The 19,181-nt window shown below is 68.2% G+C and carries 22 protein-coding genes; 14 read left to right on the forward strand and 8 right to left on the reverse strand.

All coding sequences use genetic code 11. The annotated features are described in order from the left end of the window. Window positions 1-28: 28 nt before the first annotated feature. Window positions 29-931: a DMT family transporter gene (locus Q9R14_RS09380; RefSeq protein WP_306002173.1), complete on the forward strand. Its 903-nt coding sequence runs from the start codon at window positions 29-31 to the stop codon at window positions 929-931. A gap of 144 nt (window positions 932-1,075) precedes the next feature. Here the strand turns inward: Q9R14_RS09380 and Q9R14_RS09385 are convergent, their stop codons facing one another. Then, window positions 1,076-2,572, reverse strand: coding sequence for a methyl-accepting chemotaxis protein (locus Q9R14_RS09385; RefSeq protein WP_306002174.1), 1,497 nt, complete (start codon window positions 2,570-2,572; stop codon window positions 1,076-1,078). 202 nt (window positions 2,573-2,774) lie between these two features. Here Q9R14_RS09385 and fliI point away from each other — a divergent pair, with 202 nt between their 5' ends. The 3 genes from fliI to Q9R14_RS09400 all read left to right on the forward strand — a co-directional run bounded on the left by fliI (window position 2,775) and on the right by Q9R14_RS09400 (window position 5,760). Continuing rightward, window positions 2,775-4,118 (forward strand): flagellar protein export ATPase FliI, encoded by a 1,344-nt coding sequence (gene fliI / locus Q9R14_RS09390; RefSeq protein ID WP_066552424.1) that lies wholly within the window; start codon window positions 2,775-2,777, stop codon window positions 4,116-4,118. A gap of 8 nt (window positions 4,119-4,126) precedes the next feature. Further along, window positions 4,127-4,537 carry a flagellar export protein FliJ gene (locus tag Q9R14_RS09395; RefSeq protein WP_185223691.1) on the forward strand — a complete coding sequence of 137 codons (411 nt, stop codon included), beginning with the start codon at window positions 4,127-4,129 and terminating at the stop codon, window positions 4,535-4,537. A gap of 188 nt (window positions 4,538-4,725) precedes the next feature. Then, entirely contained in the window at window positions 4,726-5,760 is a 1,035-nt protein-coding gene (locus Q9R14_RS09400) for an endo-1,4-beta-xylanase (protein ID WP_306002175.1), read from the forward strand. 82 nt (window positions 5,761-5,842) lie between these two features. On the opposite strand, the gene Q9R14_RS09405 is transcribed toward Q9R14_RS09400, so the two are convergent. Together Q9R14_RS09405 and Q9R14_RS09410 are read right to left on the reverse strand one after the other, a co-directional pair. Continuing rightward, a complete protein-coding gene (locus Q9R14_RS09405) occupies window positions 5,843-6,088 on the reverse strand; it encodes a hypothetical protein (RefSeq protein ID WP_055753007.1) in 246 nt (81 codons plus the stop codon). Between the two features lie 91 nt (window positions 6,089-6,179). After that, window positions 6,180-6,389 (reverse strand): hypothetical protein, encoded by a 210-nt coding sequence (locus tag Q9R14_RS09410; RefSeq protein WP_184278913.1) that lies wholly within the window; start codon window positions 6,387-6,389, stop codon window positions 6,180-6,182. Between the two features lie 195 nt (window positions 6,390-6,584). Here Q9R14_RS09410 and Q9R14_RS09415 point away from each other — a divergent pair, with 195 nt between their 5' ends. From Q9R14_RS09415 to Q9R14_RS09425, 3 genes are all read left to right on the forward strand, one after another. Continuing rightward, entirely contained in the window at window positions 6,585-7,301 is a 717-nt protein-coding gene (locus Q9R14_RS09415; RefSeq protein WP_295208256.1) for a response regulator, read from the forward strand. Further along, window positions 7,289-8,599 (forward strand): cell wall metabolism sensor histidine kinase WalK, encoded by a 1,311-nt coding sequence (locus tag Q9R14_RS09420; protein ID WP_306002176.1) that lies wholly within the window; start codon window positions 7,289-7,291, stop codon window positions 8,597-8,599. The genes Q9R14_RS09415 and Q9R14_RS09420 overlap by 13 nt, the downstream gene beginning before the upstream one ends. Before the next feature lie 88 nt (window positions 8,600-8,687). Continuing rightward, a complete protein-coding gene (locus Q9R14_RS09425; RefSeq protein ID WP_306002177.1) occupies window positions 8,688-10,061 on the forward strand; it encodes a serine hydrolase in 1,374 nt (457 codons plus the stop codon). Between the two features lie 63 nt (window positions 10,062-10,124). Here Q9R14_RS09425 and ctrA read toward each other — a convergent pair whose 3' ends face one another. Further along, complete coding sequence (ctrA, locus tag Q9R14_RS09430; protein WP_017505852.1) at window positions 10,125-10,826, reverse strand: response regulator transcription factor CtrA; 702 nt, start codon at window positions 10,824-10,826, stop codon at window positions 10,125-10,127. 438 nt (window positions 10,827-11,264) lie between these two features. On the opposite strand from ctrA, the gene Q9R14_RS09435 reads away from it, so the two are divergent. From Q9R14_RS09435 to Q9R14_RS09445, 3 genes are all read left to right on the forward strand, one after another. Further along, window positions 11,265-11,621, forward strand: coding sequence for a hypothetical protein (locus tag Q9R14_RS09435; RefSeq protein WP_017505853.1), 357 nt, complete (start codon window positions 11,265-11,267; stop codon window positions 11,619-11,621). Beyond that, window positions 11,618-12,340, forward strand: a complete 723-nt coding sequence (locus Q9R14_RS09440) for a DUF6456 domain-containing protein (RefSeq protein WP_306002178.1) — start codon at window positions 11,618-11,620, stop codon at window positions 12,338-12,340. Before Q9R14_RS09435 ends, Q9R14_RS09440 begins: the two co-directional genes overlap by 4 nt. A gap of 96 nt (window positions 12,341-12,436) precedes the next feature. Then, window positions 12,437-12,844, forward strand: a complete 408-nt coding sequence (locus Q9R14_RS09445) for a hypothetical protein (protein ID WP_306002179.1) — start codon at window positions 12,437-12,439, stop codon at window positions 12,842-12,844. A 141-nt stretch (window positions 12,845-12,985) separates the two neighbouring features. Here Q9R14_RS09445 and Q9R14_RS09450 read toward each other — a convergent pair whose 3' ends face one another. After that, window positions 12,986-13,654, reverse strand: coding sequence for a hypothetical protein (locus Q9R14_RS09450; protein ID WP_306002180.1), 669 nt, complete (start codon window positions 13,652-13,654; stop codon window positions 12,986-12,988). A 61-nt stretch (window positions 13,655-13,715) separates the two neighbouring features. Continuing rightward, complete coding sequence (locus Q9R14_RS09455) at window positions 13,716-14,153, reverse strand: SufE family protein (RefSeq protein ID WP_306002181.1); 438 nt, start codon at window positions 14,151-14,153, stop codon at window positions 13,716-13,718. A gap of 164 nt (window positions 14,154-14,317) precedes the next feature. Here Q9R14_RS09455 and Q9R14_RS09460 point away from each other — a divergent pair, with 164 nt between their 5' ends. Both Q9R14_RS09460 and Q9R14_RS09465 read left to right on the forward strand, forming a co-directional pair. Further along, the gene (locus Q9R14_RS09460; RefSeq protein ID WP_306002182.1) at window positions 14,318-16,015 is read left to right on the forward strand and encodes a HAMP domain-containing sensor histidine kinase; all 1,698 of its coding nucleotides are present in this window, start codon (window positions 14,318-14,320) and stop codon (window positions 16,013-16,015) included. A 79-nt stretch (window positions 16,016-16,094) separates the two neighbouring features. Further along, the gene (locus tag Q9R14_RS09465) at window positions 16,095-16,358 is read left to right on the forward strand and encodes a hypothetical protein (protein WP_306002183.1); all 264 of its coding nucleotides are present in this window, start codon (window positions 16,095-16,097) and stop codon (window positions 16,356-16,358) included. On the opposite strand, the gene Q9R14_RS09470 is transcribed toward Q9R14_RS09465, so the two are convergent. Then, window positions 16,355-17,167: a hypothetical protein gene (locus tag Q9R14_RS09470; RefSeq protein ID WP_306002184.1), complete on the reverse strand. Its 813-nt coding sequence runs from the start codon at window positions 17,165-17,167 to the stop codon at window positions 16,355-16,357. The two genes, Q9R14_RS09465 and Q9R14_RS09470, sit on opposite strands and share 4 nt — an antisense overlap. Window positions 17,168-17,270: 103 nt before the next feature. Between Q9R14_RS09470 and Q9R14_RS09475 the strand changes: the two genes are divergently transcribed. Then, window positions 17,271-17,600: a DUF1491 family protein gene (locus tag Q9R14_RS09475; RefSeq protein WP_306002185.1), complete on the forward strand. Its 330-nt coding sequence runs from the start codon at window positions 17,271-17,273 to the stop codon at window positions 17,598-17,600. Window positions 17,601-17,680: 80 nt separating this feature from the next. Then, window positions 17,681-18,625 (forward strand): DUF3883 domain-containing protein, encoded by a 945-nt coding sequence (locus Q9R14_RS09480; RefSeq protein WP_306002186.1) that lies wholly within the window; start codon window positions 17,681-17,683, stop codon window positions 18,623-18,625. 6 nt (window positions 18,626-18,631) lie between these two features. Here the strand turns inward: Q9R14_RS09480 and Q9R14_RS09485 are convergent, their stop codons facing one another. Next, on the reverse strand, window positions 18,632-19,177 hold the full coding sequence (locus tag Q9R14_RS09485; RefSeq protein ID WP_306002187.1) for a fasciclin domain-containing protein: 546 nt from the start codon (window positions 19,175-19,177) through the stop codon (window positions 18,632-18,634). Window positions 19,178-19,181: the final 4 nt, after the last annotated feature.

Here is a 19,181-nt window from a genome sequence, read left to right on the forward strand (position 1 = left end):
GCAAGCGGCGTTACGCTAGCTTTACGCCATGACGTCGCTGGCCCTGAAAACCCACCTGAACTCGCCCCTGGCGGCGCGGCTGATCCCCTATCTGGCGCTGTTTGCGGGCATGGTGACGCTGGCGTGCGGCACCTCCTTCGCCAAGACCCTGTTTCCGGTGATCGGGGCGGAGGGAACCTCGGCCTATCGCGTCGGGATTTCGGCCGTTCTGCTGGTCGCCGTGTTCCGGCCCTGGCGGTTCCGCCTGACCCGCGCGGACCTGGGCGCCATCGCCTTGTATGGCGTCGTGCTGGGGGCGATGAACCTCAGCTTCTATATGGCCCTGCGCACCATTCCGCTGGGTCTGGCCATCGCCATCGAGTTCATGGGGCCGCTGACCCTGGCCCTGATCCATTCGCGCAAGCCCATTCATTTCGCCTGCATCGGTCTGGCGGTCTTGGGGTTGGGCCTGCTATTGCCGCTGAAGGCCGGGGCCGGCGCGCTCAATCCCGTCGGCATGGCGCTGGCGGCCTTCGCCGGCCTGTGCTGGGCGCTGTACATCGTCTTCGGCAAGCGGCTGTCGCACCTGCACGCCGGTCAGTCGGTGGCGCTGGGCATGAGCGTGGCGGCCCTGGTCGTCGTGCCGTTCGGCGTGGCCCATGCGGGCGCCGCCCTGCTGAACCCCGCCATCATCCTGGCGGGCGTGGCGGTGGCGATCTTCTCCAGCGCCCTGCCCTATTCGCTGGAAATGGTCGCCTTGCGCAGCATCCCCAAACGCACCTTCGGCGTGGTGCTCAGCGCCGAGCCGGCGGTCGGCGCCCTGGCCGGGCTTGTGATCCTGCACGAGCATCTCACCGGCCAGCAATGGCTCGCCATCGCCGCCATCGTCGCCGCCTCGGTCGGCGCCATCGCAACGACGCGGGTTGATCGCGTTGAGATCGAACCGGCTTAAAGATTCCGCTCATCCCCGCGAAAGCGGGGACCCAGCGTTTTGGGCGTTCCACCGGCTGAGTTCGGCAACATCGCCAATCCTATGTATCCCGCCCCGCGAAAGGACTGGGTCCCCGCTTTCGCGGGGATGAGCGGAGGCGGGTGGTCAGAACTCTTCCCAGCCCGCGCTCGACGCCGCCGCCGCAGCCGCGCCGCCGCTGGCGAAGGCCCGGATGCGGGCGCGTTCGCGGGCCAGGGGGACGGGGGCGGGGGCCTGCGACAGGTCGTGGACGCGGGTCTGAGCCGGCGCCTCGCCCGTCTCGAACCGTTCGACCAGCAGGGCCAGCTGTTCGGTCTCGGACTTCAGGCTCATGGCGGCGGCCGTCGTCTGTTCGACCATGGCCGCATTCTGCTGAGTGACCTGGTCCATCTGGTTGACGGCCGTATTGACCTGGCTCAGCCCCGTCGCCTGTTCCTGAGCCGAGGCGGCGATCTCGCTGACCAGGGCGTCCATCTCGGCCACCTTGACCGCGATCGCCGACAAGGCTGCGCCGATCTCGTCGACCAGTTTGACCCCTTGCGCCACCTCCTGGCCCGAGGTGGTGATCAGGGTCTTGATCTCCTTCGCGGCTTCCGCCGAACGCTGCGCCAGGGCCCGCACTTCGGAGGCGACGACGGCGAAGCCGCGCCCCGCCTCGCCCGCCCGCGCCGCCTCGACCCCGGCGTTCAGGGCCAGCAGATTGGTCTGGAAGGCGATCTCGTCGATCACCCCGATGATGTCGCTGATCTGGGTCGAGCTGCGCTTGATGCCGTCCATCGCCGCGATCGCCTGGCGCACGACCTCGCCCGACCGGTCCGCCTCGGCGCGCGCGCCCAGGGCGGCGGCCGAGGCCTGTTTGGCGCCGTCCGCGCTGCGTTTCACCGTGGCGGTGATCTGGTCCAGCGCCGCGGCCGTTTCTTCCAGACTGGCGGCCTGCTGTTCGGTGCGGCGCGACAGGTCGTCCGACGCGCTGGAGATTTCGCCCACCCCGCCCCGCAGACCCGACACGGCCCGCAGCGCCTGACCCATCGTCTGGCGCAGGCTTTCGACCGCCGCATTATAGTCGTCGCGCACCCGCACATGGTCGCCCTTCACCGGCGCATCAATCCGCGCGGTCAGGTCACCGGCCGACAGCTTGTTCAGCACCCCCGCCAGGGCGTCGACCAGCAGGGTTTGGGCGCTTTCCGCCTCGACCCGTTCGGCCTCGCGGCGCGCAGCCTCCTGCTCGTCGGCGGTGATGTCGATGGCCAGTTTGATGACCTTCACCGGCCGCCCGTCGGGGCCGAACACCGGATTGTAGGACGCCTGCAGCCAGACCTCGCGCCCGCCCTTGGCCAGGCGGCGGAACTTGCGCGCCAGGAACTGACCGGCGTTAAGCTCGCGCCAGAAGGCGGCGTAGTCGGGCGAAGCCGCCTCGGCCGGGTCCATGAAGGTTCTGTGGTGGGCGCCCCGGATCTCGTCCAGGCTATAACCCATCGTGGTCAGAAGGTTCTGGTTGGCGTCGATGATGGTGCCGTCCAGGTTGAACTCGATCACCGCCTGCGACCGACCGATGGCGGCCATCTTGCCGTCCAGATCGATCAGCCGGTCCTGCACGTCCGACTTCGGTTTACGCGCGAACATAGGTCACAACCTCTTCGCTATCGGCCGCCCCCGCCCGCCTCAGTTGCAAGATTAGCCGTCTAATTAGTTGAAAAATCGTTGCCCGCTTGAGTTGCAATCAAGACGCAATAATCGCGGTCTTATCCCCTGCGTTCCAGCCATGCTTCATCGGTCGTTAACCACGTTGTCGCATCTGTTGAGACCTGTTTCTGGGGTCTGATTTTTGCGCAATCTCGTCGCCGCCGTCGAAGCGATCGATCCGCTGGTCGTGACCGGCAAGGTCGCGGGCGTGTCGGGCCTGCTGATCGAGTCGCGCGGCGGCCTGTCGCGCCTCGCCGTCGGCGCCCGGGCCGAGATCGGTCGACGCGGCCACGATCCCCTGCCCGCCGAGGTCGTCGGCTTTCGAGATTCCAAGGCCCTGCTGATGCCCTTCGGACCGGTCGAGGGCGTGGCCCCCGGCGCCGACATCCGCATCATCGATCAGGCCGCCAGCGTGCGCCCGACGACCGCCTGGCTGGGCCGCATCATCGACGCCTTCGGCCAGCCGATCGACGGCAAGGGGCCGCTGCCCCAAGGCCCCGCCCCCTATCCCTTGCGCGCCCCGCCCCCGCCCGCCCATTCGCGCGGCCGGGTCGGCGAGCGGCTGGACCTGGGCGTGCGGGCCATGGACGTCTTCACCACCACCTGCCGGGGCCAGCGCCTGGGCATCTTCGCCGGATCGGGCGTGGGCAAGTCGGTGCTGCTGTCCATGCTGGCCAAGGAGGCGACGTGCGACGCCGTGGTCGTCGGCCTGATCGGCGAACGGGGCCGCGAGGTGCGCGAGTTCGTGGAAGAGACCCTGGGCGAAGAGGGGCTGAAACGCGCCGTTGTCGTGGTCGCCACCTCGGACGAACCGGCCCTGAAACGCCGTCAGTCGGCCTATATGACCATGGCCATCGCCGAATATCTGCGCGACCAGGATCTCGAAGTTCTGTGCCTGATGGACAGCGTCACCCGCTTTGCGATGGCCCAGCGCGAGATCGGGCTGGCGGCGGGCGAACCGCCGACGACCAAGGGCTACACTCCCACCGTCTTCACCGAACTGCCCAAGCTGCTGGAGCGCGCCGGTCCAGGCCCGATCCGGCCCGACGGCACGACGGCGGCGCCCATCACCGCCCTGTTCACCGTGCTGGTGGACGGCGGCGACCATGACGAGCCGATCGCCGACGCCGTGCGCGGTATTCTGGACGGTCACATCGTCATGGATCGCAAGATCGCCGAGCGCGGGCGCTTTCCCGCCATCGACGTGCTGAAATCGGTCAGCCGCACCCTGCCCGGCTGTCAGACCCCGCCCGAGCGCGAGCTGAACAAGCGCGCGCGCCAGTGTCTGAGCGCCTATGCCAATATGGAAGAGCTGATCAAGATCGGCGCCTACCGCACCGGCGCCGACCCCATCGTGGACCGGGCCATCGCGCTGAACCCGGCCCTCGAAGATTTTCTGGGTCAGGACAAGGACGATGCGACGCGTCTTTCCGATTCCTTTACCCGGCTGGAAGCAATCCTGAACCAAGGCATGATCAGGGAGTGATGATTTAGATGACCGCTTGGGCCCAATCCCTGATCCGCATCTCCAACTATGAAGTCGAGACGCTGCAGAAGCGTCTGGCCGAGATCGCCGAACGTCGCGCCGTCGCCGAGCTCCGCATCGCCGTGCTGGACGCCGAGGCCGAGGGCGAACGCAACCGCGCCCGCATGGACGCCGAGGCCGGCATGATGCTGGGCGCCTATCTGAACGGCTGGAAATCCAGGAAGGCCGCAGCCGAAGGCGACCTGTCGGTGCTGGACGCCGAGGAAGCCGGCGCCCGCGACGCCCTGACGGGCGCGTTCGAAGAGCTGAAGAAGTTCGAACACGTCGCCGAGACTACGCGCCTGAACCAGCTGATCGCCCTGGCCAAGCGTGAAACCGCCGCCTTCGACGAGCTGGGCCTGCGAAAGCGAGCCGTTTGATCTTCCCTGCTTCCCTCGGGGAGAAGGTGGGCCCGAAGGGCTCGGATGAGGGGCGCCAGCCTCGAGATGAGAGATCAGGGATGACCCTACAGCCCCCTCATCCGTCTCGCTCCGCGAGCCACCTTGTCCCCCGAGGGGAGAAGGGCTTTAGCCGCCGCACCGTCCTCGCCGCTCCGCTCGCGCTTTCCTTGAGCAATCTGGCCGCCTGCGACCGCTTCGCCTCGGCGGAGCCGTCGCCGCCCAACGTTCCTCCGCTGAAGTCCATCGCCCCGGCGCCCTTCGGCACGGCGATCAAGGCCAGCCAGATCGACGACCCGGACTGGGTCGCCCTGGCCCGCGCCAACGTCTCTCAACTCACGCCCGAGTGGGAGATGAAGATGGAATATATCCTGGCGAACGGCCTGGACCGGCCCAACTTCGACCGCTCGGACCGTATCGCCGCCTTCGCCCGGGCCGAGGGCATGGCGATGCATGGCCACACCCTGATCTGGTACGCGCAAGGCAAGGAGGCCTTTGGCGGCCTGTCGGGCGCCGCCTTCGATCGCGCCTTCGACGGCTATATCGCCACGGTCGCCAGTCGCTATCGCGGCAAGGTCCGCAGCTGGGACGTGGTCAATGAGCCGATCCTGGACGACGGCTCGGGCCTGCGCGACTGCCACTGGTCGGCGCGATACGGCCACGACGGCTATATCCTGCGCGCGTTCGAAAAGGCCCGGATCGCGGATCCTGACGCCATCCTGTTTCTCAACGAATACAATCAGGAAAGCGTGCCGGCCAAGGGCGCGCAGTTCCTGAAACTGGTCGAGCGGCTGCTGAAGGCCGGCTGTCCGCTGCAGGGGCTGGGCCTGCAATCCCACCTGTGGATCGACATCCCCGAGGGCGTCATCGCCGCCTATATGCGCGAGATCAGCCAGTTCGGCCTGCCGATCCATGTGTCGGAGCTGGACTGCACCCTGCGCACCGAAAACCGGCTGGACCTCCGCAGCCAGGCCGACCGGATCGCAGCGCAAGGCGCCCGCGTCACCGAACTGGCCTCGGCCTTCGCCGCCCTGCCCAAGGCCCAGCAGTTCGCCTTCACCGTCTGGGGCCTGCGCGACACCGACAGCTGGTATCGCCAAGGCGACAAGGACGACGGGCGGGACAAGCCCCTGCCCTTCGACAGCTTCGGCCGTCCCAATCCAATGGCGACCGCCATCGCGGCGGGCTTCAAGACCCCCGCCTGACGACACGCTTCTGAATACGGAAACGCCCGGCCGTCCTGCGACAGCCGGGCGTTCCTGTGCGAACCGGAGGGGGCGGCCGGTTTTACTTCTTCTTGGCGGTCACGGTCGCCGGCGCCTGGACCGAGGTCTGGGCCTGGGCTTGATGGCCGCGACGGTGCGCGCGCGGCGCACGGGCCGACGGCGCAGGGGTCGTCGCCGAAGCGGTCGCGGCCGGACGGGCGGTCATGGCGGTCGAGGGCGCCGGGGTCGTGCCGGCGAAGGCGGCGCCGCTGGTCAGGGCGACGAAGGCGACGGCGGAAACGGCGGCGGCGGTGCGGAAGGATTTCATGTCGATGTCTTTCTTTTGAAGGTCAAAGTCTCAGGCGTGTCGGGGGTCCTGCCGGCCGGGGACGCCGGCAGGAGCAGCAAGGCGTCGGGCCTTACTTCTTCTTGGCGGGCGTCACGGCGCGGTGGGTGCGGGCGTGGCTGACCCGATGATGCGCACGGGCGGAGGCGGCGGGGCGGGCGTGAGCGCCCGACGACGGGGCCGAAGGGGTGCCGGCGAAGGCTGCGCCGCTGGTCAGGATCACCAGTGCGGCGGCGCCCAGAATCGCTGAAGAGTGGGCGGCGGTGGAACGGAAGGACTTCATGGCGGGTCTTTCTGTGTGTTTGGCGTCCGGCCTCGTGTCGGACAGCTGCTGTTTCGGACCCGCGTCCGGCCGGTTCGGGGCCGGTCGGTGTCGCCGCGTATCGTCGGCGAAGAGAATTGTGTCCGACTGTATCCGCCGCGCTTTGGCCATGAGACAGGACGACAGATCGCGCTTCTTCCCGCTCGCCGAACGCCAATGTCCCAGACCTCCGCCGCCCCCGTTCTTCTGGTCGTCGACGACGACCGCGAGATCCGAAACCTTTTGTCCGACCATCTGGAGCAGCACGGATTTCGCACGGTGAAGGCCGCCGACGGCCGGGCCATGAAGGCGGCGCTGGAGGCCGGGCCGGTCGATCTGGTGGTGCTGGACCTGAACCTGCCGGACGAGGACGGCCTGTCGCTGTGTCGCGGCATCCGGGCGGCGTCGAAAACGCCGGTCATCATCCTGACGGCGCGCGGCGATCCCATCGACCGGATTGTGGGGCTGGAGATGGGCGCCGATGACTATATGGCCAAACCCTTCGAGCCGCGCGAACTGGTGGCCCGCATCCGCACCGTCCTGCGTCGCACCGGCGGCGAGGCGACGGCGGTCGAAGGGCGGCACGCCGACTTTTCCGGCTGGTCGCTGGACATCGCCGCGCGGGCGCTGACCGCGCCGGACGGGCGACTGGCCCCGCTGTCGGGCGCAGACTTCGACCTGCTGCACGCCCTGGTCAGGAACGGCGGTAAGCCCCTGTCGCGCGAGCGGATCCGCGCCCTGTCCACCGTCGCCGACGCCGACGACCGCGCCATCGACCTGAGGGTCAGCCGCCTGCGCCAGAAGCTGGGCGACGACGCCAAGGCCCCAGCCCTGATCCGGACGGTGCGCAGCCTGGGCTATATGCTGGCGGGGCCCGTCACATGGCGCGCCTGACCCCGCGCCATGGCCGGGCCGAGGCCGAGACCACGCGGCTGTTCCTGCTGCTGTTGGTCGGCGCCCTGCTGGCGGCGGGGGTCACCTTCGCCGCCCTGGGCCTGAACCATCGCCATCGCCTGTCCCAGGCCCATGACTTCACCACCGCCGAACGGATCGTGGACTTGGCCGGCTCCAGCGACGATCCCGCCGCCGGCCTGACCGACGGCCTGCCGGATGCAGCGGGCCAAAGGCTGGGCGCGCCCGATCCATCGCTGACCCATGCGGTCGCCGAGGCACTGAAACGGCGGGGCGTGGAAGGGGTCTCGGTCAAGGCGTTCGAGGCCTCGGCCGGGGCGTGCGGGGCGGCGACCGATCGTCTGAGGTGTCGCATCCTGATGCTGCGGCCGGTCAATGGCGCGCCGGTGCCGGTGGCGATCAGCCTGCCGCCCGCCCCGCGCCCGTGGACGCTTAGCCGCGAGGCCGCCGTTCTGCTGTTTGTGGGTCTGGCCGCCGTGCTGCTGACCGGCTGGATGGCGTCGCGGCTGGCGGCCGGGCCGCTGAACCGTCTGTCCCAGGGCGCCGTGGCGCTCAGCCACGATCTGGATCGCCCGCCCCTGGTCGAGGAGGGCGCGCGCGAGGTGCGCGAGGCCGCCGCCGCGCTGAACGCCATGCAGACCCGGCTGAAGGCCCTGATCGAGGACCGCACCCGCGTCCTGGCCGCCGTCGCCCACGACCTGCAGACGCCCCTGACCCGGATGCGGCTGCGCATCGAAAAGATCGAGGACGAGACCCTGCGCGCCCAGTTCGTCATCGATCTGGCCGGGATGCAGCATCTTGTCCGCGAAGGACTGGACCTGGCCCGGATCGAGACGACGGTCGAGGCCGTGACGCCCGTCGATCTGGACGCCCTGTTGTCCGCCATCTGCGAGGACGCGGCCGAGGCGGGACAGCCGGTCGTCTTCACCGAGGGCTGCAACGCCGTCGTCCCCACCCGACCCCAGGCCCTGCGCCGCTGCCTGACCAATCTGATCGACAACGCCGTGCGCCACGGCGGCGATGCGGCCGTCAGCGCCGTGCGCGACGACCATGCCGTGCGCTTGATCGTGCGCGACCAAGGCCCCGGCGTCGCCCAGGATCAGTTGGAGAAACTGTTCGAACCCTTCTACCGCCTGGACCCATCCCGTTCGCGCGACAGCGGCGGCTCCGGCCTTGGCCTGACCATCGCGCGCCGCATGGCCGAACGCGCCGGCGCCCATCTGACCCTCGCCAACGCCGACAGCGGCGGGCTGGAAGCGACGCTAACGTTCGAGGCCTGACGAAAAGCACGCGGCGCCTGCATCCGAACGCCGGGCTCGCCGCCTCTCTCTGAAAGCGTTAGCGTGACGCGTTCAGGAGACCGCCCCCTTGCCCTATTCGCTCACCGTCCGCCGTCGCCCAGCCATCCTGCTGCTGGCCGCCAGCGCCCTGGCTCTCACGCTCAGCCCGCTGGCCAGCCGCCCGGCGACCGCCCAGGACGTGGCGCGCATGGATCAGGTGATCCGCGCCTCCAGCGACGCCTTCTCCGGCGCCGTCCTGGTCGCCCGCGACGGCCGCATCCTTCTGGATCAGGGCTATGGCCTGGCCAATCGCGAGTGGAACATCCCCAACGATGGTGATGTGAAGTTCCGCCTGGGCTCCCTGTCGAAACAGTTCACCGCCGTCGCGGTCATGCTGCTGAACCAGCAGGGCAAGCTGGATCTGGATGCGCCGATCAAGACCTGGCTGCCCGACGCCCCGGCCGCCTGGGACGCGATCACCCCGCGCCATCTGCTCAGCCACACGGCGGGCGTGCCCAACTTCACCGCCTTTTCCGACTTTGAGGCGCAGAAGACCCGGCCCGCGACGCTGCCGCAGCTGATCGCCCGCTTCCGCGACCGTCCGCTGGACTTCGTGCCCGGCTCTCGGTTCGCCTATTCCAACTCGGGCTATGTGCTGCTCAGCGCCATCATCGAGGCGGCCAGCGGCCAGACCTACGCCGACTTCGTCGCCGCCAATCTGTTCCAGCCGCTGGGCATGAGCGACAGCGGCTATGACCGCCACGACGTGATCCTGCCCCGCCGCGCCTCGGGCTATGCGCCGGGCGCCGACGGCGTCGTCAACGCCGATTATGTGGACATGAGCATCCCGACCGGGGCCGGCGCCCTGTATTCGACCACCCACGACCTGCTGAAGTGGGAACAGGCCCTGTTCGGCGGCCGGCTGCTGAACGCCCAGTCGATGAGCGCCCTGACCACCCCGGTCCGCAACGGCTACGCCATGGGTTTGATGGTGTCCGAGGCCGACGGCAAGCGTCTGGTCTGGCACAACGGCGGCATCGAGGGCTTCAACACCTATATGGCCTATGATCCGGGCGACCGGACCACCGTCATCGTCCTGGGCAATCTGAACGGCGAAGCGCCCGACAAGCTGGGCGCGGCCCTGGTCACCCTGGCGCGCGGCGGAACCGTGACTCTGCCCAGCGAACGCCGCGCGGTCGCCCTCTCGCCCGAGGTGCTGAAGGCTTATGAGGGCGTCTATAATCTGGCCCCGACCTTCGCCCTGACGATCTCGGTCGTGGACGGCAAGCTGATGGCCCAGGCTACCGGCCAGCCGGCCTTCGAACTGACGGCGGAGGCTGAGGACGCCTTCTACCTGACCGCCGTTGACGCCCAGATCACCTTCACCCGCAACGCCGCCGGCGCCGTCGAGGGCCTAGTCCTGCACCAGGGCGGCCGCGACATGCCGGCGAAGCGTCAGTAAGCTCTCAACGCAAAACGCCCGCCGTCTCCGGCGGGCGTTTCGAAATCATGGATCGAAGGTCGATCAGGCGGCGACCGTGACGACGCCCTCGGCCGGGTCGCGCAGGACGTAGCCGCGGCCCCAGACGGTTTCGATATAGTGTTTGCCGTCGGCGGCGGTGGCCAGCTTCTTGCGCAGCTTGCAGATGAAGACGTCGATGATCTTCAGCTCGGGCTCGTCCATGCCGCCGTACAGGTGGTTCAGGAACATTTCCTTGGTCAGGGTCGTGCCCTTGCGGAGCGAGAGCAGCTCCAGCATCTGGTATTCCTTGCCCGTCAGGTGGACGCGGTGACCGTTCACCTCGACCGTCTTGGCGTCCAGGTTCACGGCGATCTCGCCGGTGTGGATGATCGCCTGGGCGTGACCCTTGGAGCGACGGACCACGGCGTGGGTGCGCGCGATCAGCTCGTCCTTGTGGAAGGGCTTGGTCATGTAATCGTCGGCGCCGCCGCCGAAGGTCTTGACCTTGGTTTCGATCTCGTGGCTGCCCGACAGGATCATGACCGGGGTGTTGACCTTGCCGACACGCAGCTGGCGCAGGACTTCCAGGCCGCTCATGTCCGGCAGGTTGAGGTCAAGAAGAATGAGGTCGTAGTCATAGATCTTGCCCAGATCGATGCCTTCCTCGCCCAGGTCCGTCGTATAGACGTTGAAGCCTTCCGACTTCAGCATCAGTTCGATGCTTTGGGCGGTTGCGTGATCGTCTTCAATCAACAGGACGCGCATACGTGCCCCTCCAGGCAAAAGCTTTGCGGTAACCACCCTGACACACGGCCGGGTAACCTTGTTCGCAAGTTAAGACGTGAAAACCTTAAGAAGGGTTAACGCCATCCAATTGAGGCGAATCTAGGCTGATTTGCGAATCGCCGTCGAGGGGCTGGAGTCAACGATTCGAAATTTATTAACCATGTTGGCCGGTCCCGACGGAGGGTGAGTGGTGATGCGTGACTCGTGAGTGGCGACGCCGAAAGAGCGCATGCGAACGCCCTCCTCACCACTGACCACTCACCACTCACCACTCACCAAGCACAACGTCCCGCCCGCAACCGCAAGGCGGTTAAGCCGCCACGACCGATTTTGGCGCATAGTAGGACGATATTCCTATCTCGACGTCGCGGCCGCCTACGATGCCGACGTCGAGAGTTCGTGAGAAGGAGACGTTTCGTGCTGGAGGACTACAGGGTGCCGGTCACCGAGGAGGATCAGGTCAAGGCCGGGCTGGCCATTCATCTGATTGCGGCGCGCACCGGCGCCCATCCGTCGCAGATGACCGGCCGGGGCCGGATGAACCCGCGCGCGGCGCGACCGCGCTGGCTGGCCATGTATCTGTCACACGTCGCCTATGGCTGGACGTTGGAGCGGGTCGGACACGTCTTCGGCGTCAATCGCGCCAGCGTCGGCGCCGCCTGCCGCTGGGTCGAGGACGAGCGCGAACGGCGCAGCATCGACGACCTGATGAACGACCTCGAAGGGTGCATCCAGGGCCTGTATCAGTCGCCCCGCCTGGAGCTGCCGCAATGAGCCGGCTTCTGGAACGCGCGCGCGATCTGATGGCCAAGCCCGGCGCTTGGCTGTCGGCCGAGGGCGGCGCCTATGCTTTGCGCCTGTCGCCCGATCGCCGCAGCCGCATCAGCCTGACCCTGACCGAGACCGAGTTTCGCGCCCTGATCGACCAGCCCGGCCTGCGTGTGCGGGCCGGCGGCGGCTGGTCGGGACGCGCCCAGCCGGACCCGACGCCGTCCCCCGCCCCTGCCCCCGCCCCTGGCCGTCCCGGCTTCGTGGCGGGCGAGCGCGACCTGATGCAGGCGGACGGCCGCATGGTCCGGGCGCGGGCCAATCTGGGCGAAAGCCCCATCGCCTGGCTGGCGCGGCGCAAGGACGCGTCCGGCCGCCCCTGGCTGACCCCGGCCGAGACCGCCGCCGGCGAACGTCTGCGGCGAGAGGCGGAACAAGCGACCAGGGGCGCCTCGGTCACCATGCGCTGGGACGCCCTGCCGACCTCCGGCTCGGGAACCGCCGCGCGGATGGAGCCGACCGACCGCGCCCTGTCCGCCGCCCGCCGCGTCGAACAGGCCCTGACCGCCGTCGGCCCGCGCCTCCGCCCCATCCTGACCCGCATCTGCATCCACGGCGACAGCCTGCAACTGGCGGAAACGGGCCTCGGCCTACGCCGTCGCCAGGGCAAGACCGTCCTGAAACAGGCGCTGCAGGCCCTGGCGGATCACTATGGGATCGGGTGAAGTTTTGATGCGCTATCGGATGTGACGAAAGCCTGCTGTGGGTGGGAAGCGGACATGCCCAAGTGACTTTGCTGCGCAGGCAGATATTCTGAGCGTATGATGGAGACCAACCTTCAAGAGCCACCTGCAATAATCGAGCTGCGCAGAGATGCAGAAGCGATTGCGCGACAGAGGCTCTACGGTGATGACTGTGCAATGATGGGCTGGACCGGCGACTACAGGAGCAATTCGCCCGTAGTCGCATTTTTGGCGAAGTCTGAGGCTTCGAATACCAGCACCATCAAAGCCGTGGAAATCTTACTGGAGCAAACAAGCGAAGCAATCTACCTTTGGAGTGTGGAATTTCTAAAACAGGACACGATGAAGCTTGCCGAGTTTCTCTCGACCACCTGTCCAGACCTGGCCCAGCGCTTTCCAAATATCCTCGTTGCGGATGGCGATGAGCCAGAAACGCCCCAACAGTTTCACGCGAAGTTGCTCAGCTTCGTAATCAGAGTGTCCTAGCGACAGGTCCGCATCACAGAAGTTGGGCACGCATGTTTGCAATGGGTCGAAAGCCGAAACAGCCATCGCGCCGGGCAACGGACCTTCGCTTACATTCCGCGCGCTGATAATCGCACCCCCACTAGACCCTGTCTTGTCCGCTCAGATCAGGGCGATGGGGATCAGGATGGCCAGGAGGTAGATCAGCGCCCGGATCAGGGCCAGCACGGCGATGACGGCGGCGCGCCCCTTTGACACGTTCAGCCGCCGGGCGAACCAGCGGGACTGCACGACGACGAACCAGGCCGTGCCGCCGATCATGATCGCGGCGCCGACCGCATTGGGCAGTTCGGGTCGCTGAAAGATGGTCCCGCCCGCCGAGACGAAGGCGGCGCAGACGGCGGCGAGATAGCATTGCGCATAGAAGGGCGCGCGCAGGGTCTCGCGGCTGATGCGTTTCTTCTCGTGACGCAACAGGGTGACGGCGGCGACCAGCGGGATCAGGCTGAAGGCCAGCGAGCGGAACAGGACCAGGTTCTGCTGGGACGCATAGACCACGCGGCTGAGGTCGGTCGCCTCGGGCGGCGGCGGCACATGCAGCGCCATCGACAGCAGATTGGTCAGGACGATGGTGGCCAGCAGGAACAGCGGCGGGCTAGGCGCGTCGTCGTAGCGACGCTCCTCACTGTCGCTCTGCTCGCGGTCCGAATAGTCCATCGCCGCCAGCGGCCCGCGCAGGATGCGCCACAGGGTCAGGGGATAGAAGACCAGCCAGCTGACCGCCTCGAAGAGAAACTCCTCGAAACTGCGCAGGATCTTCAGCAGGTCCATTCGCGCCCCCGGTTACGACCCCGAGATCGTGGGTCGCCGGGCCGGCGGTTGCAACCCCCGACTACTGAACCGCCAGCGCCGCCTCGCGGATGCGGCCGACCATGCTGTTCAGGCCGTTGGCGCGCTGGCGCGTCAAGGCCGAGGGCAGGCCCAGCCGATCCAGCGCCGCGCGGGCGTCGAAGGCGACGATCTCCCGCGCCGTGCGGCCTGAATAGAGTTTCAGCAGCAGGGCGATATTGCCCTTGGACAGGGCGCTGTCGCTGTCGGCGTCGAACCACAGCCGCCCCTCGTCCTGCGTCGTCGCCAGCCAGACCTGGGCGGCGCAGCCCGGCACCTTGTTGGCCTCGATCCGGTCGGCCTCGTCCAGCGGAGCCAGCCCCTTACCCAGTTCGATGACATATTCGATCCGCTGCTCCCAATCGCCCAGCAGGTCGAAATCCTCGGCCAGTTCGGCCAGGGTCTGGTCCAGGGTGTCGGTCGGCGGCGCGCGGTCGGTCATGCGCCGCCAGATAGGCCGCGCGGCCGTTAACGACAACCGGCCGTTTTGTCCCCTGATATTCATGGTGAACGCCGCAATGGGGTTCGCCTCAGGGGGGAGCGGCCTCGCACCGACTCAGCCGCAGCCCTAGTCTGGGCGCAGACGAAACCCATGGCCCGCCCTTCTTGAAACCCGACGCCCACGCCAGATACGAGGACGACCCGACGCACGACGCCGCGCTGGGCGCCCCGCTGGTCGCCTTATGGCATGCCATCTGGGCGGTGGCGGTGGCCCTGACGGCGCTGGCGGCCCAGATGATGGACGGGCTGAAGGACGCGCCGCTGGCCGCCCTGCTGCTGATGGCCTTCCCCGGCGTGTTCGGCGTCGTGCTGATGGTGCGCGACAGCGTGGGGCTGAGGCTGGCGGTCATGGGCGGCTGGATCCTGGCCGCCACCGCCTCGGCCGGCCTGACCGGCGGCGTGACCGGCGCCCTGCCCGGTCTGATCCTGACGCCGCTGGCGGCGGGGATCGCCCTCGATCATGCCCGCGTCGGCGCCGACCGTCTGACCCGGATAGGCGCCTTTGCGGTGGCCCTGCCGCTGCTGGCAGGGCTGATCTCGACCTGGCTGAACGGGGCGGAGGCGCAAGGCCCCTTGCTGGCCGCCGTCTCGGGCCTGCTGGCCATGGGCGCGATCATCGCCGCCATGCGCCTGACCTGGAGCGCGCGCCAGCGTCGTCTGGCCGAAGCGGAAGAACAGGCGGCCCGCATCGCCACCCTGCTGGAGGATCAGCCGGCCCTGACCCTGCTGCTTGATCCGTCGGGCCGCGCGGTCGCGACCTGGGGCACGCCGCCGCCCGCCCTGTCGGTGCTGGCCCTGACCGAACAGGGCCTGATCTCGGCCGTGCATGCGCCAGACCGCCCGGCCGTGTCCACGGCTTTGGCTCGCGCCCTGTCGGGCCAGTCGGTCGAGGTCCAGTTCACGCCGCGCATCGCCCTGGACCGCCGTGTCGTCATGATCCTGGGCCCGTTCCAGCACGAGACGGATCGCCCGCGCCTGATCGCCCAGGCGTTCGACGGCACCGCCCAGTTCGCCCGCGAGCTGGGACTGGAGACCGCCCGCGTGGAGGCCGAGGCCCAGTCCGCCGGCAAGACCCGCTTCCTGGCGAACATGAGCCACGAGCTGCGCACCCCCCTGAACGCCGTGCTCGGTTTCGCCGACATCATGCGCCAGAAGCTGTTCGGCCCCCTGCCCGAACGCTACGCCGGCTACGCCGACGCCATCCACCAGGCGGGCGGCCATCTGCTGGACCTGATCAACGACATCCTGGACCTGTCCAAGATCGAGGCCGAGCGCTACCAGCTGGCGATGGAGACGTTCGACGCCCGCGACGCCGTGTCCGCCGCCGTCGCCCTGGTCCGGCTTCAGGCCGACGACAAGGGGGTCGAGCTGGCCGCCGTCCTGCCGTCCGAGCCGATCAAGGTCCGCGCCGACGCCCGCGCCCTGAAGCAGATGGCGCTGAACCTGCTGTCCAACGCGGTCAAGTTCACCCCGGCGGGCGGCTCGGTCACCATCACCCTGGACGCCGACGGGCCGGACCTGGATCTGGCCGTGTCCGACACCGGCGTCGGCATCGCGCCGCAGGACCTGCAACGCCTGGGCCGCCCCTTCGAACAGGCCGGCGGCGCCGACCAGAAGGCGCAAGGCACCGGCCTGGGCCTGTCCCTGGTCCGCAGCCTGACCGAACTGCACGGCGGCCGCATGACCATCGACAGCACCCTGGGCGAAGGCGCGGCGGTGATGATCCGACTGCCGGTGATGGTGGCGGCAGGGTCGCTGGATCCGCAGCCGAGCGAAGCGCCGCCTGCGACGGTTGAGGCTTGAGCATCAGCTTTGGGTTGTGAGAACGCGAGCGTCTCTTTAGCAGTCTAGGCAGAACGCCATCCCGTCTTGAGGCCTTGATATGCGCACCAAGCTGAAGTTTGCCATGCCGCTCGGCCTGACCGTGGGGCTGGTTGGCCTGCTGCTAACGACGGCGCCGAGCCTGAACGGATCGGCCGCGACGCTGTTCGGTTGGACGCGATGGCCACAAGAAGTCAGCCTCGTCCTCGTCACGCTCGGGCTGCTGCTGGCGCTGTTCGGCCTAGCCCTCACCCTGCGTGGCCGGCTAAAAACTGCGAAGCCGAACGCGTCCCGTAAAGCCGATCCGACGCGTCGCGCCCTCTAAACCTGCCCCATCGCCAGGAAGGCCCGACCCGCCGCGAAATCCCCGGCTTCGAAGGTGGAGCGGGCGATGCTGCCGTCGCGGAATAGGAATTCGACGGTGAAGACCTCGCGCGGGTCCAGCGCCGACAGGGCGTCGGCGGCGGCGGCGGGGAACAGCCAGGCCTGACCTGCCGGGCGGCCTTCGGGCAGCAGCATCGTATCGGCGCTGGTGACTCCAGCAGCCCAGAAGGCGCGACGTTGCGCGGCGGGCGGCAGGTCGTGCGACAGCCACGGACGCGGCGCCACCGTGTGGTCGCGCATCACCACCCGCACCCCGGTCGGCCGCGAGCGCCCCTGCCAGGACACCACGGCTGCCAGTTGATCGGGCCGGTCCATGCCGCCCACCACGCCGAACCGCACGGGCGAGGCGCCGGTCACGGTCGCCTGCATCAACCGCCAGGTCGGGCGCGCATAGGCCGCGCGATCCGCGCTCCACTTTCGGCGATCGCCGGGAAACTCCATCCGCGTCGTGCGCGACCAGCCGGAAAAGGCGGTCTGGACCCGGCCCTGAACCGTCTTCAGATCGGTCGAGCCGCACGGCGTCGTGTTCGCCCGCGCCCGCGCCCGCTGGGCCGTTTCGGCCAACTGCCGATCGCTGGATCCCGCGCGCAGGGCCGCGCCCCGCGCCTGCCAGGCGGCAGCCGTCAGGGCGGCGGTCAGTTGCGGCTCGAACAGGCCGCAGCGGTCGTTGGCGGCCAGCACGAAGCTGCGCTCATAGAAGCGGTCCTGCGGCGCGGCGAAGGCGGCGACAGGCGTCGCGACGATCAGCACGGCCGACGCGAAACCTCTGGCTTGCCGGGGGGAAAGGCCTATCCTCATGCCCCGACCCTAGCGCGCCAGGGTTGGGGTTCCGTGTTCGAGCAGGGTTAGCGAATTGCTTCTTTCCAGCGACCTGTGGGTCAGCGCCCTGATCCGCCGCGCCCAGATCGAGGGCGCCTATGCGACCGTGGTCAAAAAGGGCGACGCCCGCGCCGGCTCGGTCATCGTCAAGGCCTACGACACCACCACCCGCACCGCCCGCCTGTTCACCGAAGCCTTCGGAACCGACGGCGACCGCCTGTGGATCCAGCCGGTGACGAGTGAAAGCGAGAGCGAGCTGGACGCCTATATCGCGAGGCAGCGCGGGTACGACCCGGACCTGTGGGTGGTCGAGATCGAGGACCGGCAGGGGCGGCACTTCATTACGGAGACGGTGCAGGAGTAACGCCCCTCGCTGTTTCAACAAGCGAACTTGAGCTCTATCATTCTCGATGAACCCGTCTAGCTTGGGCTCGGGGAGAGCCTGTGGCCGACGCAAGCAACGCCGGAACAGATTGGAAGGACGACGAGCTCGACGCCATCGTCGCTGACTATTTCGCCATGCTTGCCCTCGACGCGGCGGGCGAGCCGTTCGTCAAGGCGCACCGCGCTCGTGCGCTGATGGAGCGAACCGGCCGCAGTCACCGCTCGGTCGAGTTCAAACACATGAACATCTCGGCCGTCGCCGCCGAACTGGGCCTGCCCCATGTGCGCGGCTACCGCCCGCTGGCCAACTACCAATCCGCCATTTTCGACGCCATCGACCGCCATCTAGACGCCCACCCCGCAATCCTAAGCGACGACGCCTTCACTCTCCTCCCCGTTGCGCGGCGATGGGGAGGCGGATCGGCGCTCGATCGCGCCAAGACGGAGATGGCGACCGGGCCTAACCAAGGAGTCGCCGAACCTGTCTCAAGGTTCGACACCGCAAGTAGGAGCCATCCGCCCCTCACCCTCACCGAAACCCCTCCCCCCGGCCCGGCCCGCACCCCGCGCCCGGAAGGGCTCGCCCGCCTCGTCCGCAAGTACGACCCAGCAGCCCGCGATCACCGGAACCGGTCCCTCGGCTTGCTGGGCGAAGAGCGCGTCTTCCATCACGAGCGCGCGCGTCTAATCGCGCACGACCGCCCCGACCTCGCGCGTCGCATCGAATGGACCAGCCAAGAACGCGGCGACGGCGCCGGCTATGACATCCGTAGTTTCGACCCTACCGGCGCCGAGCGCCTGATCGAGGTGAAGGCCACACGGGGCGGCCCCACCACCCCCTTCTATCTCACCCGCAACGAGCGCGAGGTTTCACACGCACACCCCGCCGCCTGGCGCCTGTACCGCCTCCACGACCTCTCGGCTGCTCCGGGGCTGTTCGTCCTGCCGCCGCCGCTGGAGGCGTCGGTTATGCTACAAGCGGAAATCGGGCGGGCAGGGTTCTAGGAGAACCTACTCCGCCCTGATCAACACCCCATCCACCGGCTGAACTACGCCATTCGATACCACCTCTTCTGACCCCGTCAGCCGACCGGTCGCGCCGTCGGCGGCGGTGACAACGATGGCGTCGCCGTTCTTGGTGAAGGTGATCAGGCTATCAGCCATGGTGCGCATCTTCACCCCCTCGCTTCCGCCTCGGCTTAAAGCGGCCTCGATATCGGCGCGGGTCAGCGCGCCCGGCACGATGTGGGCGCGGAGCAGGGCGGCGCTCTGGGCTCTTAGGGTGCCGCCCGCCAGCTCGGACCCCGCCGCGCCCAGGGCCGCGTTGACCGGTGCGAGCACGGTGTAGGACCCCTTGCCTTCCAGCACTTCGGCCAGCCCGCTGCTGCGCGTGGCGTTTTCCAGGTTGTCGAGATCGCCTTGGCCGGCGATGGCGGCGGCCAAGGTCTCGTTGGACGGCGCGGCGGCTTCGCCGGGCGCTGCGTCGTTTGTCCTGTTGCAGCCGACCAGGCACAGGGCCATCAGCGGCGCAAGCGCCCATAGGCGTTGATTTCGCATCGTT

The organism is Brevundimonas sp. C43 (genome assembly GCF_030732185.1).
In the GTDB taxonomy this organism is placed as follows: domain Bacteria; phylum Pseudomonadota; class Alphaproteobacteria; order Caulobacterales; family Caulobacteraceae; genus Brevundimonas; species Brevundimonas diminuta_C.